Raw genomic sequence first — 15,226 nt, forward strand, 5'->3', positions numbered from 1 at the left:
TTAGTTCTCGTCCCCGGGACGGACCTCGCGGGTCACCGTCTCCCGGCTCTCGCTGCCGTCGGCCAGCGGTTCGGCCTGCGCCTCGTTGCCGACGTTGCCACGCGTCTCGCCCTGCTTGAACAGCACCTTGAACTCGTCGACACCGCTCTGCAGCGTCTCGACCTGCTCGTCGCTGAGCTGGCCGCTCGACTCGATCGCCGTGAAGGTCTCGCTGCGGTTGCGCTTGACCCAGTCCAGCAGCTCGGACTCGAAGCGCCGCACGTCGCCGACCGGGACGTCGTCGAGCTGGCCCGTGGTGCCGGCCCAGATGATGATCGTCTGCTCGGCGACCGAGTACGGCGAGTACTGCGGCTGCTTGAGCAGCTCGACCAGGCGTACGCCCTTCTCCAGCTGGGCACGCGACGCCCGGTCCAGGTCGGAGGCGAAGGCCGAGAAGGCCTCCAGCTCACGGAACTGGGCGAGGTCGAGGCGGAGCCGGCCGGAGACCCGCCGCATGGCCTTGACCTGCGCCGAGCCGCCGACCCGCGACACCGAGGTGCCGACGTTGATGGCCGGGCGCACACCCGAGGCGAACAGGTCGGCCTCGAGGAAGATCTGGCCGTCGGTGATCGAGATGACGTTGGTCGGGATGTAGGCCGAGATGTCGTTGGCCTTCGTCTCGATGATCGGCAGGCCGGTCATCGAGCCGCCACCCAGCTCGTCGGAGAGCTTCGCGCAGCGCTCGAGCAGGCGGCTGTGCAGGTAGAAGACGTCGCCCGGGTACGCCTCGCGGCCCGGCGGGCGGCGCAGCAGCAGCGAAACGGCGCGGTACGCCTCGGCCTGCTTGGTCAGGTCGTCGAAGACGATCAGGACGTGCTTGCCGGCGTACATCCAGTGCTGTCCGATGGACGAGCCGGTGTACGGCGCGATGTACTTGAAGCCGGCCGGGTCCGACGCGGGCGAGGCCACGATCGTCGTGTACTCCAGCGCGCCCTGCTCCTCCAGCGTGCCCCGGATGCTGGCGATCGTCGTCGCCTTCTGGCCGATGGCGACGTAGATGCAGCGGACCTGCTTGTCCGGGTCGCCGGACTCCCAGTTGGCGCGCTGGTTGATGATCGTGTCGAGCGCGACCGTGGTCTTGCCGGTCTTGCGGTCGCCGATGATCAGCTGGCGCTGGCCGCGGCCGATCGGCGTCATGGCGTCGATCGCCTTGATGCCGGTCTGCAGCGGCTGCTTCACGGGCTGCCGGGACATGACGTTCGGCGCCTGCAGCTCGAGCTCGCGGAAGCCCTCGCTCTCGATCGGGCCGCGGTCGTCGATCGGCTCGCCGAGCGCGTTCACCACGCGGCCCAGGTAGGCGTCGCCCACCGGGACCGAGAGGACGCGGCCGGTCCGCTTGACCTGCTGGCCCTCCTCGATGCCGGTGAAGTCACCGAGGACGACGGCGCCGATCTCGCGGACGTCGAGGTTCAGGGCGACACCCAGCGTGCCGTCGGCGAATTCAAGCAGTTCGTTCGCCATCGTCGAGGGCAGACCCTCGACGTGCGCGATCCCGTCGCCCGCATCGGAGACGATGCCGACCTCCTCACGGGAGACCTCGGGCGTGTAGGACGAGACGTAGCGCTCTAGCGCCCCCCGGATCTCGTCCGAGGAGATGGTCAGCTCGGCCATCCTCTGCCTTCTCTAGTCGGCTCGGGGCGTCGCCGCCGCCGAGGGCGTGCTCGGGACGTCGCCGCCACCGAGGGGAAGAAACTATTTAGCGAACGCCTGCCGGGCTTCGTTGAGTCGCCGCAGGATCGTGCCGTCGTAGAGGTCGGATCCGACCCGGACGCTGAGGCCGCCGATGATGCTCGGATCCAGCTCGACCTTCAGTGAGACCTGCCGGCCGTAGATGTCGGACAACTTGGCGGCGAGCTGCTGCTCCTCGGCATCGCCGAGCAGCTTGGCGACCGTCACGTAGGCGACCTCGTGGTCCCGCTTCGCGGCGGTCAGCTCGACCAGCCGTTCCAGCGAGGTCTCGAAGTTGCGCCCGCCGAAACCCTCGAGCGCCACCACGATGAGCTGGATCGTCGCCGCCTGGGCCTTGCCTTCCAGCAGGTCCCTGGCCAGCTTAACCCGGCGCTCGGCCGGCGCACCCGGGTCACTGAGCGTGACCGCGAGCTCGGCGTTGCCCGAGACGATGTGGCCGAAGCGGAACAGCTCGTCCTCGACGTCGGCGATCGTGTCGGCCTTGGCGGCCGCCGCCAGGACCATGTCCACCCCGAGCCGCTCGACCGCGTCGAGCAGCTCGGACGGCCGGGAGAAGCGCGCGGACACCAGGGTCGCGAGCGCGTCGACGGCGACCGCCCCGAGCTTGCCGGCGAGGATCGAGCGGAGCAGCTCCGCCCGGTCGCCGCCGCCGCGCGACGGGTCGGTCAGGGCACGACGGAGCCGCAGCTCGCCGCGCAGCAGCCGGGCCACCGACAGGATCTCGTCGGCGGTCGTGGCGAGCTGCGCGGCCGTCGCCTGCCGCGTGTCCGCGGCGAGCTTCTCAGCGGCCGCCGCGTACGACTCCCGGTTGACGGTCGCCATCAGCGCCGCCCGGTGCCCGTGCCGGCGCCGAGCTCGTTGATGAAGCGGTCGACGGTGCCCCGGCTGCGCGCCTCGTCGGCGAGCGACTCGCCGACGATCTTGCTGGCCAGGTCGACCGCGAGCGTGCCGACCTCGGAGCGGAGCTCACGGACGATGCTCTCGCGCTGGGCGGCGAGCTGGTCGCGACCGGCCGCGATGATGCGGTCGGACTCCTCCCGGGCCTTCGCCAGGACGTCCTGGCGGATGCCCTCGGCGTCGGCACGAGCCTCGTCACGGATGCGAGCAGCCTCGGTGCGGGCTTCGGAGAGCTGGGCGCGGTACTGCTCCAGCAGCTCGTTGGCCTCCGCCTGAGCGGTCTCGGCGCGCTTGATGCCACCCTCGATCGCGTCCACCCGGGCCGCGAACGTCTTCTCCATGATGGGGAAGACGAACTTCATCAGCACGAAGCAGAGCACCGCGAAGGCGATCGCGCCGACCACCATCTCCTGCCAGATCGGGATGATCGGGTTGTGAGTGGTTTCGCCGGCCTCAGTGGCCAGGTACGTGTACATGGAGACCTCCCGTCGAGGCTGAAGCGTTTATCAGCCGGCCCAGATGAAGCCGAATGCGATGCCCAGCAGGGCGAGCGCCTCGATGACGGCGAAGCCGATCCAGACGAAAGGCAGGGTCAGGCGCGACGACTCCGGCTGGCGGGCCGTCGACTGGATGTAGGCCGAGAAGACCAGGCCGACACCGATGCCGGGGCCGATGGCAGCAAGACCGTAGCCGATGGCGGCGGTGCTGCCCGTAACGGCGGCAATAACGTCCATTACTGATTCCTCCTGGTATCTCGCGTGACTTTCACGCGGGACGACAACGGGGTGTTAAGCGGGCGGGCGACTCAGTGCTCGTCGGCGAGGGCGCCCTGCACGTAGCTCGCGGTCAGGACCGTGAACACGTAGGCCTGGAGCACGATCACCAGGAACTCGAGGAACGTCAGCGCGATGGTCATCACCCACGAGACGGCCGAGAACGGCAGGTACCACACGTTCGCGCTGAGCATCGCAAAGCCGCCGAGCGTGAAGACCAGCAGCAGCATGTGACCGGCGAACATGTTGGCGAAAAGTCGGACCGCCAGCGAGAACGGGCGGACCAGGAAGTTCGAGAAGAACTCGATCGGAATCAGCAGCGGCAGAATGAACCACGGCGCCGGCGGGATCAGCGCGGTCTTGAAGTATTTCACGAAGCCGTGGTGCCTGATGCCGACGTAGATGAACAGCACGTAGCTGATGATCGCGAGAACCGCGGGGATGGCGATGTGCGAGTTCGGCGAGATCTGGATCAGCGGGATGATGCCGAAGAAGTTCGTCAGAATGATGAAACAGAACAGCGTGGTCAGGTACGGCGCGAAAGCGACGCCGCGCGGCCCGATCATCTCCACCGAGATGTTGTTGCGGACGAAGCCGTAGATGCTCTCCGCCAGCCACTGCTTCTTCGTCGGAACGAGGTGCGGCCTCCGGTTCGAGACCAGGAAGAAGATGATGAGCGCCGCAACGGCCACCCAGACCAGCAGGGTGATCTTGGTGAACCAGTAGGAGTGCTCACCCCACGGCGCGATGCTGGGCAGGTAGAAGTCCTCGACGCTCGGCGGGAACGGAACATCCGCTGCGAGGACGATCGACTGACCGGTCACCGTAGCCCTTTCCTGTCAGGCGCCGAGACGGCGCACGATGAGGTAGACACCGCCGGCGGTGCCGATAACGACACCGATTCCGGCGAAGATGCCCTTGGTCCCGACGTAGTGGTCGACCAACCAGCCGATGCCACCCCAGACCAGCATTCCCCCGACGAGATAGCTGACTGCCGTCATTCCCATGCCCGAGTCGGGGGGATTTTGACCGTCGTCGCCGTGGGGGTTGCCGGGAGGTTTTTCACCAGTCATGACGGCCCGAACGATATCAGCAGCCGATACAAAGCTAAGCGGGACCCCCCGCACAACCGCAGTTGTCCAGGCGTCAGGGGTCTCGCAACTCGCCATCACGCTACTCCTCCTTCGCCAGAACCGGACAACTTCGCCGTGCATCAGTCACCGGATCGTGGACAGATGACACTCAAAGGGGCACTGACCAGCCGAAACACCAGTGCAAAAGATCACTTCGAGAGGCTGGTACGCGCCACCCACCAGATCTGCACGGCGGTCCAGCCGAGCACGCCGGCGACGATTCCCCAACCCATCGCGAACCGGCCCGGCCACTCCGAGGAGACCACAAACGCCAAGATCACGCCGAGCAACGAGTACTTCACCACATAGGTCAGCATCCCCAGCGGCATCAGCAGCGCGGGGCGCACGGTGTCCGCCCAGGCCAGCACCAGGGTCGACATGGTGAAGCTGACCGTGACGATGGCCACCCCGGCGGCGGCGCCGACCGCCGAGGGCGCACCGCCGGCGAAGAAGCCGACGGACGCCGCGCAGATCATCAGCGCCACCGAGAAGGCGGTCAGGAACGGCAGGTGCTCGACGCGCCAGCGCGGATCCGCGGGCAGCGGCGGCAGGTCGGGCAGCGGACGGGCGTCCTCGTCGTCGACGGCGCCGGGCTGCGCCGGCACCACGCGGTCGGCGGAGTCGTTCACGCCGGCACCCCGACCTGCGCGTACGCCGGGAAGGCCCGGACCAGGTCGGACACCTCGCCGGCGGCCTCACGCAGCGCGGCGGCGCCGCCCGCCGAAGCGGGGTCCGCGCGCACCGCGGCGGCGATCAGCCCGGCGATCCGGCGCATCTCGCCCTCCCGCATGCCCTGCGTCGTCACGCTCGGCGTGCCGACCCGGATACCGGAGGCGGTCATCGGCTTCTCCGGGTCGTAGGGGATCGCGTTCTTGTTCAGCGTGATCCGGGCCCGGTCGCAGCGCGTCTCCGCGTCGCGGCCGGTGACACCGACGTCGCGCAGGTCGACCAGGGCCAGGTGGGTGTCGGTGCCGCCGGAGACCGGACGCATGCCCTCCGCGGCCAGCCCGGCGGCGAGCGCCTGACTGTTCTTGACCACCTGGTGCGCGTACGAGCGGTACTCGGGCTGCGCCGCCTCCAGCAGGGCGACGGCCTTCGCGGCGATGGTGTGCATCATCGGCCCGCCCTGGGAGAACGGGAAGACGGCCTTGTCGATACGCGCGGCAAGCTCCTCACGACACAGGATCATGCCGCCCCGGGGGCCGCGCAGCACCTTGTGGGTGGTGCAGCACACGACGTCGGCATGCGCTACGGGCGACGGAACGGCCCGGCCGGCGACCAGGCCGATGAAGTGCGCCGCGTCGACCATCAGGTACGCGCCGACCTCGTCGGCGATGTCGCGGAACGCCTTGAAGTCGATCAGCCGCGGGTACGCCGTCGCGCCGCAGACGATCAGCTTGGGCCGGTGCGCGAGGGCCAGGTCGCGCACCTCGTCGTAGTCGATGAGCTCGGTGTCGCGGCGCACCGCGTAGCCGACCGGGTGGTACCACTTGCCGGAGAAGTTGACCTTGCTGCCGTGGGTCAGGTGCCCGCCGTGCGGCAGGTCCATGGCCAGCACGGTGTCGCCGGGCTGGATCAGCGCCGCGTACGCCGCCATGTTGGCCGCCGAGCCCGAGTGCGGCTGCACGTTCGCGTGCTCGGCGTCGAACAGCGCCCTCGCGCGCTCGATCGCCAGCTCCTCGGCGCGGTCCACCTGCGCGCAGCCGCCGTAGTAGCGCCGGCCGGGGTAGCCCTCGGCGTACTTGTTGGTCAGCGTCGAGCCGAGCGCGGCCAGCACCGCCGGCGAGGTGAGGTTCTCGCTCGCGATGAGCTGCAGACCGCCGCGCTGACGCTCAAGCTCGCCCAGGATCACTTCCGCGATCTCCGGGTCCTCACGCTCGAGCGCACCGAAGTCGGGGCCCCAGAACGTCTCCATGGCGCGCTCCCTCGAGTCGGCGACGCTGCCGGATTCGAGCATATGGCTTATCGGGGCCCGCCTGCGGGCACAGTGGGGTTATGCATTGTCTGGTCACCGGCGCCACCGGCTACATCGGCGGCCGGCTGGCGCCCCGGCTGCTCGACGCGGGCCACTCCGTGCGCTGCCTCTCGCGCAGCGCCGCACGCCTGCGGGACGTGCCCTGGGCCGGCCGGGTCGAGATCGTCGAGGGCGACCTGTCCGACCCGGGCACCCTGCCGGCCGCGTTCGACGGCGTCGAGGTGGCCTACTTCCTGATGCACTCGCTCGGCCGGCCCGACTTCGAGCGCCTGGACCGGGAGGCGGCCGCCAACTTCGCCGCGGCGGCGCGGGCCGCCGGCGTCTCCCGGATCGTCTACCTGGGCGGGCCCGAGCCGCCCGCCGACGAGCATCCGTCGGCGCACCTGCGCTCCCGGGCCGAGGTCGCGAGGATCCTGCTGGACAGCGGCGTGCCGACGGCGGTGCTGCGGGCACCGGTGATCATCGGCTCGGGCTCGGCCTCCTTCGAGATGCTGCGCTACCTGACCGAGCGGCTGCCGGTGATGATCACCCCGCGCTGGGTGCGGAACCGGATCCAGCCGATCGCCGTGCGCGACGTGCTGCGCTACCTGATCGGCTGCGCCACGCTCCCCGGCGACGTCAACCGCGGGTTCGACATCGGCGGCCCGGACGTGCTGACCTACCTGGAGATGATGCACCGGTACGCGCACGTCGCCGGCCTGCCCCGGCGGGTCATCGTCCCGGTGCGCCCGCTGAGCCCCTGGCTGTCGTCGCACTGGGTCGGCCTGGTCACGCCCGTGCCGAATTCGATCGCCCGGCCGCTGGTCGGCAGCCTGATCCACGAGGCGTTCGCCCGGGAGAACGACATCGCCCGGTACGTGCCGGCCGACGGCCTGCTCGGCTTCGACGAGGCCGTCCGGCTCGCCCTCGGCAAGATCCGCGACGCGAACGTCGAGACCCGGTGGTCGAACGCGGCCGGCCGGGACGCGGCCGCGGAGCCGCTGCCCAGCGATCCGGACTGGTCGGGCGGCAGCATCTACGTCGACGAACGCAGCCAGCCGGTCGAGGCGCCACCGCATGCCCTGTGGCGGGTGATCGAAGGGGTCGGCGGCGAGAACGGCTGGTACTCGTCCCCGCTCGCCTGGTCCGTGCGCGGTTGGCTGGACCGGCTGGTCGGCGGCGTCGGCCTGCGCCGGGGCCGCCGCGACCGGGAGCACCTCTACGTCGGCGAGGCGCTGGACTGGTGGCGGGTCGAGGAGATCAAGCCGGGCGAGCTGCTGCGGCTGCGTGCCGAGATGCGGGTGCCGGGCCGGGCCTGGCTGGAGATGTGCGCCGAACCCGGTCCCGACGGGACCAGCGTCTACCGGCAGCGGGCCATCTTCGTGCCGCGCGGGCTGGCCGGACACGCCTACTGGGCGTGCGTGCTGCCCTTCCACGGCGTCATCTTCAGCGGCATGGCCCGCAACATCGCGCGGGGCGCTACGACGCGGCCGCCCGGCGCAGCCGGTCCCGCACGGCCAACCATTCCTCGGTCTCCGGCGGGGCCTGCACGATGATCGTGCCGACCCCGGCGTCGTCCAGGCGGTGTAGGGCCGCGTAGAGGTCGGCCGCGTACTCGCGCGGATCCACGCTGAGCACCTCGGCGACGAGCCGGTCCGAGAAGTCCTCGACGCTCTCGTAGCTGAGCACCGCCACCGGACCGGCCAGGTCGCGGTGTTCCACCTCGCGCACGTCCTTGGCGAGGATCACGGTCGCCTTCGGCGCGTAGTGCCGGGCGCCCATGCCGGGCGAGGACCGCACCGCGCCGTCGACGACCTCGTCCGGCAACGCGATCGTGCCGGTCACCTCGCGCAGTTCGCGCAGCCCGAGCGCGCCCGGGCGGAGCAGCTTCGGCGTCTCCCCGGTCAGGTCCAGGACCGTCGACTCGATGCCCAGCGAGGCCGGGCCGCCGTCCAGGATGAGCGGGACGTCGGGCAGACCGCGCAGCACGTGCTCGGCCGTCGTCGGCGAGATGCCCTCCGAGCGGTTCGCGCTCGGCGCGGCGAGCGGCAGCCCCGAGGCCTCCAGCAGCTTCAGCGCGACCTCGTGCGCCGGCACCCGGACCGCGATCGTGTCCAGCCGCGGGCCGACCGCGCCCAGGTGCCGGGCCCGCTCCACCACCAGGGTCAGCGGGCCGGGCCAGAAGTGTGCCGCCAGCTCGTTCGCCGCGTCCGGCCACCGTTCCGCGAGTGCGCGGGCCTCCGCCACACCGGACACGTGCACGATCAGCGGGTTCCACGACGGGCGGTTCTTGAGGCGGTAGACCTCCGCGATCGCCTTCTCCGAGAAGGCGTGCGCGCCGAGGCCGTAGACCGTCTCGGTGGGGAACGCGACCACCGACTCCTGGCGAAGCAGCTCCACCGCCCGGCGCAGGCCGTCGGCGTCCGGTTGAACAATCGTCACGCGGGCCTCGGCGCGGTCGGCAGCAGCGCGTCCACGAGCGGGTACAGCGACTCGTCGATGTCGTCGGCGATGCGCTGGAAGGTCTGGTCGCCGCGGCCCCACGGGTCGTCCAGGTCGTCGCCGGGCACCGGCTCGGTCTCGCCGCGGCGGCGGTCGGCGGCGGCGACCAGGGCGGCGGCCCGGGCGGCGAAGGCACCGGCGTCCGCGCCGGCCGGCGGCAGCGCCGAGAGGTCCAGCTCGCGCAGCAGGCGGGCGAGGTGGCCGAGCACGAACGTGCGGGCGGCCGCGCCGGGCACCAGCGCGTGCACGTAGTCGCTCTGGTCGGCGGTGGCGGTCAGGATCAGGTCGGCGTCGTCCAGCTGCGCGCTCGTCAGCTTGCGGGCCGTGAAGCCGTCGGTGCTGCCGCCGCGAAGGGTGATCTGCCGGGCCGCGGGCGGGTTCATCTCCTCGCCCTCGTGCCAGCCGCCGGTGCCCGCGCTGGCGCTGCGCAGCAGGTCGCCCAGCTCCGCCTCGGGCGCGGTCTTGGCCAGCCGCTGCCCGGCGGCGAGCACGAGCAGCCGCTCGGCCATCGGTGAGCGGCAGATGTTGCCCATGCACACGTGCAGGACGGTGAACGGCATCGTCAGGCCTCTGCAGCCAGGATGCCGGGCACGACCTCACGCAGCTTCTCGAACGGGATGGCACCCTCGCGCAGCACCCGGGGCTCGTCCCCGGTCACGTCGACGATCGTGCTGGGCGCCGGGTCGGCGGCCGGTCCCGCCTCCAGGTAGACCCGGACCGCGTACTCCAGCTGGTCGCGGGCCTCCTCGGCGGTGGTCGGCGCCGGCTGGCCGATCCGGTTGGCCGTGGTGACGGCCATCGGCCCGACCTCGCGCAGCACCTCGAGCGCCACCGGGTGCAGCGGCATCCGGACGGCCACCACCCCGCCGGTGTCGCCCAGGTCCCACTGCAGGCTGGGCGAGTGCTCGACGACGATGGTCAGCGCGCCCGGCCAGAACGCGTCGGCCAGCTCGCGGGCGGCCTTCGGCAGGGAGTAGACCAGCCCGTCGAGGGTGTGCCGCGAGCCGACCAGCACGGGCGGCACCCGGCGGTCCGTGCCGCGCGCGTTCTGCAGGGCGTTGACGGCGTGCGCGGTGAACGCGTCCGCGCCGACGCCGTAGACGGTGTCGGTGGGAAAGACGGCAAGCTCACCGCTCTTCACCGCCTCGACGGCCGCGGCGATGCCGCGATCCCGGTCGGCGACGGTACGGCAGTCGTAGAGCATCACAGGTTGCAGTGTGCCATGGCGCGGGTCACGTTCCCTATCTGCGCCGTGCCGTCGCGAATCGTGGACGGCCCGCCAGATCGCGGTGCGCCACGACGTCGGCGAAGCTCCCGTCCGCGCGCAGCAGGTCGGGGACCGCGGCGCCGTGCACGTCATCGTGCTCGATGCCGACCGCGCCGCCGGGCCGCAGCAGGGACGCGGCCAGGGCGATCACCGGCCGGATCACGGCGAGGCCGTCGGCGCCGCCGAAGACCGCCTCGCCCGGGTCGTGCTCGGCGACCTCCGCGGGCACGGCGGTGCCGTCCGGCACGTACGGCGGGTTGCAGAGCAGCACGTCGACCCGGCCCCGGTACTCCGCGAGCAGGCCGGGGTCGGTGACGTCGCCCTCGACGACCCGCACCGCACCGAACTTCGCCGCGTTCCGGCCCAGGAAACCCAGCGCCGCCGGCGCGCGCTCCACCGCGATGACCAGCCCGGGCGCGGCCTCGTCCGCGACGGACAGCGCGATCGCGCCGGTGCCGCTGCACAGATCGACCACCGTCGCGCCCGGCGCGGTGCGCTCGATGCCCCAGCCCGCGAGCAGCTCGGTCTCGGGCCGCGGCACGAAGACGCCGTCGCCGACCTCGAGCTCGAGATGCCGGAACGCGGCGGTGCCGAGCAGGTGCTGCAACGGGATCCGGCGCGCGCGCTGCTCGACGAGGCGGGCGAATCGGCGCAGCTCGTCGCCGCGCACGGTGTCCATCAACAACAGCCGGCCGCGGCCGACCCCGAGCGCGTGCGCGGCGAGCAGTTCGGCATCGACGCGGGGCGACGCGACACCCGCCTCGGACAGCCGCGCGGCCGCCCGCGCGAGTTCCGGCGCCAACCGCGCCCGTTCCGTCCCCTCGGAGGGGTGTTCGTGCGTCGGCGTCACGGCATAATCATGGAACGTCGTATCTCGAAGGTGACCGGCCGGGTCACCCCATCGACGAACGACGTCGGCAGGAGGGGCCTGGATGGCCATGGCAACACCATGACGTGGTTGGACCAGCTCCCGGATTCAGTCGACGAACTGGCCAACGCCGGCGAGCTCCAGCAGGGCGGTCGCTCCGCGGATGCGCTGGCGATCCTCGACAAGGTGCTCGCCACCACCGCCGACCCGCTCACCCGGGCGTACGCGCTGGTCCAGCGCTTCGGCGCGCTCATCAACCTGGGCCGGGTCGCCGAGCTCGCCACCGCGATGCAGGCCGCCGGCAACGCCGTCCGGGACACCTCGGACCCCTACCTGCGCGGCCAGATGCACGCCTTCGCCGCCCTCGGCGCCTATCTGCAGGGCGCGCTCGACCGGGGCGTCACCCACCTCGTGCAGGCCTCGCGGGCGCTGGCGGCGGTGGTCGAGGGCGACACCGAGACCGCGTGGGGCTGGCACGACCTGGCCATGGCGTACAGCTATCTCGGTTTCCACGGCCACGCGCTGACCGCGATCGAACAGGCCCGGCAGGTCGGCGCGGCGGCCGGCATGGCGAGCGAGGTCTTCGCCGCGCCGGGCATCCGGCTGCGCAACGCGGTCTCGCTGGACCACCAGGGCGACACCGACGGCTGCCTGCGGGTGCTCCGCGACATCGACGCGGAGCTGACCCGCTACGTCGCCACCGGCGCCGACCTGCGCCTGCGCCCGAGCAGCCGCCCCGTGTACGGCTACGCGCTCGCCCGCCGCGCGGCGCTCGGCGAGTGCACCGACACCGACGTCGCCGCGCTGCTGACCGGCGGCGGCGACAGCGTCCGCTCCCGCGACCTGCGGCATCTCGGGACGGTGTGCCTGGACATCGCGGCGGACCGGCCCGGCGACGCGCTGCGCAAACTCGACGCCGTGCCCGTCTCCCAGGAGATCCTCGGGCCCTCCGAGCCGGCCCGGCTGCGCAGCATCTGCTACGCCTCGGCCGGCGACCACCAGGCCGCGCACATCGCCGACCGGCACGCGTTCCGCCTCGCCGCCCAGCGCATCGACCGGCTCCGGGACGGCTACCTGGACGGGGTCGCCGCCCGCCTGGACGCCCAGGAGACCCAGCGCGACGTGGGCCGCTACGGCGACGAGACGCTCACCGACCCGCTCACCGGCCTGCCCAACCGCCGCCAGCTCGAGCGTTACGTCGCGGCGATGCTGGCCCGCGGCGAGCGCGCGGCGATCGGCGTCTGCGACCTGGTCGGCTTCACCGCGGTGAACGCGCGGCACGGCCGGCACTGCGGCGACCTGGTGCTGCAGCGCATCGCGGGCGTTCTCAACCGGGTCATGCGCCGCGGCGACTTCGTGGCCCGCTTCGCCGGCGACGAGTTCGTGGTGCTGCTGCCCGGCGCGGGCCCGAACCAGGCGGCCGAGGTCTCCCGGCGGATCAGCGCCGCGGCCGCCGGCGAGAACTGGCAGGTGCTGGTGCCCGGCACCCCGATCGGCCTGGCCGCGGGCTGGTCCGAGGTCGGCGCGAACGGGCGCAGCCTCAGCGCCGCCCTGGCGACCGCGGCCTCGAACCGGACCCCGGCCTAGGTCACAGACCCAGGTAGGCCGGAGGACCTACGCTCGCCCCATGACCGTCATCGAGCTGGGGCTCGTCACCGACGGCGGCGACCAGCCGCCGGTCGACCGTCCGCGGCGGCGGCTGCGCCGGTCGGAGCTCCGGCGGGCGCTGGTCGCCGCCGTCGCGGTCCTCTGCGCGGTCACCGTCACCGGCTCGGCGCGGCCCGTATCGCACAGTCCGGTCCGGCTCTGGAGCACCCCGTACCGCGACGGCGCCGAGACGTTCACGGTGGCCGGCGGCGCCGTGTACGTGCTCAGCCAGTCCGGCGCCACCCGGCTCACCGCGTACGACCTGAGCACCGGGGCGGTGCGCTGGTCGAATTCGAGTCTCGGCGACGCCAAGTGGCTCGGCCCGGTCCAGGCGGGTGTCCTGCTGCTGCCGGCCGCGTACTCGACGGCGCTGCTGGACGACCCGGACGGCACGGAGGTCTCCCGCGAGTTCAGCCGGGAGACGGTCGCCGTCGACACCGCCACCGGGCGGCAGCTGTGGCGCGGGACCGGCGAGCTGGCGGTGGCCGCGGGCGGCCGGGCCCTGCTCACGCAGTGGAGCGACGACGGCGGCCGGGTCGACACGTTGCGGGTGGTCCGGCTCGCGGACGGCGGCATGGTCTGGTCCCGGCCCGCCGAAGGCCTGGAGTCGTGGTCGACCGAGGGCCTGTTCCAGGACAGGGCGGACCGCCTGGTCACCGCGTCGGCGAGCGGCGACGTCGAGGTGCGCGACCTCGCCGACGGCTCGCTGGTGGCCGCGGCGACGCTGCCCTGGTCGGCGCCGGACACCCGGAACACGGCGGTGACGGTCGACGGGCACCGCCTCTACGTGGAGCACTCCGGCGGCCGGACGACCGTCACCGCGTACGACACGGAGACCCTGCGGCGGCTGTGGCACATCGAGCCGGACTCACCCGGCGGCTCGTACAGCTGCGGGCCGGTGTTCTGCGTCAACGGCCCGCAGGGCACGGCCGGCTACGACCGCGACACCGGCGAGCTGCGCTGGCGGATACCCGGCTCCGCGAACGCCTTCCCGTTCACCGGCGGGCAGCTGATGGTCGACGACGACCAGAGCGGCGCACGACACCACCTGGTCGACGCGGCGACCGGCCGGCGGCTCGTCGACCTGGGCACGGCCTCGCCGGTCTGGAACTTCCCCATCGCGGTGTCGCCGTACCTGCTGACCCGCACCCGGGAGCCGCTCGGGCTCATGGCGGTCAGCCGCTTCGACGCGCGCTCCGGCCAGGTGCTGCTCATCGGCGCGATGCCGCCGGTCATCGAGTACGGCTGCCAGAACGAGGGCACCCTGCTGGCCTGCGCGACGCAGGACGGCCGGCTGGCGGTCACGGACGTCGGCTGATCTCCGTCTCGCCGGCCAGCCGGGCGGCCCGGTCGGCCTCCGCGAGCGCGTCCAGCACCGCGTCCAGCTCGCCGCCGAGCGCCAGATCCAGGTTGTACGCGGTGTAGCCGATCCGGTGGTCGCTGATCCGGTTCTGCGGGAAGTTGTAGGTGCGGATCCGCTCCGAGCGGTCCACGGTCCGCACCTGCAGCTTGCGCGCGTCGGAGGCGGCCGCGTCGGCCTGCTCCTGCGCGATGGCGAGCAGCCGGGAGCGCAGGATGCGCATTGCCGACTCGCGGTTCTGCAGCTGGCTCTTCTCGTTCTGGCAGCTCACCACGGTGCCGGTCGGCAGGTGGGTGATGCGCACGGCCGAGTCGGTGGTGTTGACGGACTGGCCGCCGGGCCCCGAGGAGCGGAACACGTCGACCCGGATGTCGCCGGGCTCGATGTGCACGTCGACGTCCTCGGCCTCGGGAAGCACCAGCACGCCCGCGGCGCTCGTGTGGATGCGGCCCTGCGACTCGGTCACCGGCACCCGCTGCACGCGGTGCACGCCGCCCTCCCACTTGAGGCGGGACCAGACGCCGTGGCCGCCTTCGGGCACGCCCTTGGTCTTCACCGCGACCGAGACGTCCTTGATGCCGCCCAGGTCGGAGTCCTGCACGTCGATGACCTCGACGACCCAGCCGTGCTTCTCGGCGTAGCGGGTGTACATCCGCAGCAGGTCGCCCGCGAACAGCGCCGACTCCTGCCCGCCCTCGCCCGCCTTGATCTCGACGATCACGTCCTTGGCGTCGTGCGGGTCGCGCGGGATGAGCATCTCGCCGAGCTTCTCCTCCAGCGGAGCCAGCAGGGCGGCGACCGCCTCGACCTCCCCGGCGAAGGACGGGTCCTCGGCGGCGAGCTCCCGGGCGGCGGCCAGGTCGGCGCGAGCCGCCTCGAGCTCGGCGTTGGCGGCGTAGAGCGGCGCCAGCTCGGCGAAGCGCCGCCCGACCCGGCGCACCAGCGCCTGGTCGGAGTGGATGGAGGGGTCCTCCATCTGCTTCTCGAGCTGCGCGTACTCCGCGAGCAACGTCGACAACCGGTCGGTACTCATGCCGCCTCCTTGGTCACCCGGACTGGACACACGAACGGCGCCCGACCCCGGCATTCCGGGGTGG

16 protein-coding genes are annotated in these 15,226 nt (G+C 72.1%); 3 read left to right on the top strand and 13 right to left on the bottom strand.

Going from position 1 to position 15,226, the window contains the following annotated elements; genetic code table 11:
- The 8 genes from atpA to glyA form a co-directional block, all read right to left on the bottom strand.
- Positions 1-1,650 (bottom strand): F0F1 ATP synthase subunit alpha, encoded by a 1,650-nt coding sequence (gene atpA / locus ACIBSW_RS02475; protein ID WP_354727550.1) that lies wholly within the window; start codon positions 1,648-1,650, stop codon positions 1-3.
- A gap of 81 nt (positions 1,651-1,731) precedes the next feature.
- Positions 1,732-2,553, bottom strand: coding sequence for a F0F1 ATP synthase subunit delta (locus ACIBSW_RS02480; RefSeq protein ID WP_354727568.1), 822 nt, complete (start codon positions 2,551-2,553; stop codon positions 1,732-1,734).
- Positions 2,550-3,101, bottom strand: a complete 552-nt coding sequence (locus ACIBSW_RS02485; protein WP_354727548.1) for a F0F1 ATP synthase subunit B — start codon at positions 3,099-3,101, stop codon at positions 2,550-2,552. Before ACIBSW_RS02485 ends, ACIBSW_RS02480 begins: the two co-directional genes overlap by 4 nt.
- Before the next feature lie 30 nt (positions 3,102-3,131).
- Positions 3,132-3,359: an ATP synthase F0 subunit C gene (locus ACIBSW_RS02490; RefSeq protein ID WP_354727546.1), complete on the bottom strand. Its 228-nt coding sequence runs from the start codon at positions 3,357-3,359 to the stop codon at positions 3,132-3,134.
- Positions 3,360-3,430: 71 nt separating this feature from the next.
- Positions 3,431-4,222, bottom strand: coding sequence for a F0F1 ATP synthase subunit A (gene atpB, locus ACIBSW_RS02495; protein ID WP_354727544.1), 792 nt, complete (start codon positions 4,220-4,222; stop codon positions 3,431-3,433).
- 15 nt (positions 4,223-4,237) lie between these two features.
- Positions 4,238-4,471 carry a hypothetical protein gene (locus ACIBSW_RS02500; protein ID WP_354727543.1) on the bottom strand — a complete coding sequence of 78 codons (234 nt, stop codon included), beginning with the start codon at positions 4,469-4,471 and terminating at the stop codon, positions 4,238-4,240.
- A 209-nt stretch (positions 4,472-4,680) separates the two neighbouring features.
- Entirely contained in the window at positions 4,681-5,160 is a 480-nt protein-coding gene (locus tag ACIBSW_RS02505; protein WP_354727541.1) for a hypothetical protein, read from the bottom strand.
- On the bottom strand, positions 5,157-6,446 hold the full coding sequence (glyA, locus tag ACIBSW_RS02510; protein WP_354727539.1) for a serine hydroxymethyltransferase: 1,290 nt from the start codon (positions 6,444-6,446) through the stop codon (positions 5,157-5,159). The genes ACIBSW_RS02505 and glyA overlap by 4 nt, the downstream gene beginning before the upstream one ends.
- Before the next feature lie 80 nt (positions 6,447-6,526).
- On the opposite strand from glyA, the gene ACIBSW_RS02515 reads away from it, so the two are divergent.
- Entirely contained in the window at positions 6,527-8,041 is a 1,515-nt protein-coding gene (locus ACIBSW_RS02515; RefSeq protein ID WP_354727537.1) for an SDR family oxidoreductase, read from the top strand.
- On the opposite strand, the gene ACIBSW_RS02520 is transcribed toward ACIBSW_RS02515, so the two are convergent.
- Genes ACIBSW_RS02520 through prmC form a run of 4 tightly spaced genes read right to left on the bottom strand, consistent with a single transcriptional unit; the run spans position 7,965 to position 11,104 of the window.
- Complete coding sequence (locus ACIBSW_RS02520) at positions 7,965-8,927, bottom strand: L-threonylcarbamoyladenylate synthase (RefSeq protein ID WP_354727535.1); 963 nt, start codon at positions 8,925-8,927, stop codon at positions 7,965-7,967. The genes ACIBSW_RS02515 and ACIBSW_RS02520 overlap by 77 nt on opposite strands.
- Positions 8,924-9,547 (bottom strand): phosphotyrosine protein phosphatase, encoded by a 624-nt coding sequence (locus tag ACIBSW_RS02525; protein WP_354727533.1) that lies wholly within the window; start codon positions 9,545-9,547, stop codon positions 8,924-8,926. Before ACIBSW_RS02525 ends, ACIBSW_RS02520 begins: the two co-directional genes overlap by 4 nt.
- 2 nt (positions 9,548-9,549) lie before the next feature.
- Positions 9,550-10,191, bottom strand: a complete 642-nt coding sequence (locus ACIBSW_RS02530; protein ID WP_354727566.1) for an L-threonylcarbamoyladenylate synthase — start codon at positions 10,189-10,191, stop codon at positions 9,550-9,552.
- A gap of 37 nt (positions 10,192-10,228) precedes the next feature.
- Positions 10,229-11,104 carry a peptide chain release factor N(5)-glutamine methyltransferase gene (prmC, locus tag ACIBSW_RS02535; protein ID WP_354727531.1) on the bottom strand — a complete coding sequence of 292 codons (876 nt, stop codon included), beginning with the start codon at positions 11,102-11,104 and terminating at the stop codon, positions 10,229-10,231.
- 99 nt (positions 11,105-11,203) lie between these two features.
- Here prmC and ACIBSW_RS02540 point away from each other — a divergent pair, with 99 nt between their 5' ends.
- Positions 11,204-12,709, top strand: coding sequence for a GGDEF domain-containing protein (locus ACIBSW_RS02540; RefSeq protein ID WP_354727529.1), 1,506 nt, complete (start codon positions 11,204-11,206; stop codon positions 12,707-12,709).
- A 40-nt stretch (positions 12,710-12,749) separates the two neighbouring features.
- On the top strand, positions 12,750-14,087 hold the full coding sequence (locus tag ACIBSW_RS02545; protein WP_354727527.1) for a PQQ-binding-like beta-propeller repeat protein: 1,338 nt from the start codon (positions 12,750-12,752) through the stop codon (positions 14,085-14,087).
- Here ACIBSW_RS02545 and prfA read toward each other — a convergent pair.
- Positions 14,071-15,162, bottom strand: a complete 1,092-nt coding sequence (gene prfA, locus ACIBSW_RS02550; protein WP_354727526.1) for a peptide chain release factor 1 — start codon at positions 15,160-15,162, stop codon at positions 14,071-14,073. The two genes, ACIBSW_RS02545 and prfA, sit on opposite strands and share 17 nt — an antisense overlap.
- Positions 15,163-15,226: the final 64 nt, after the last annotated feature.

Source organism: Actinoplanes sp. NPDC049668, from assembly GCF_044465445.1.
Taxonomy (GTDB): Bacteria; Actinomycetota; Actinomycetes; order Mycobacteriales; family Micromonosporaceae; genus Actinoplanes.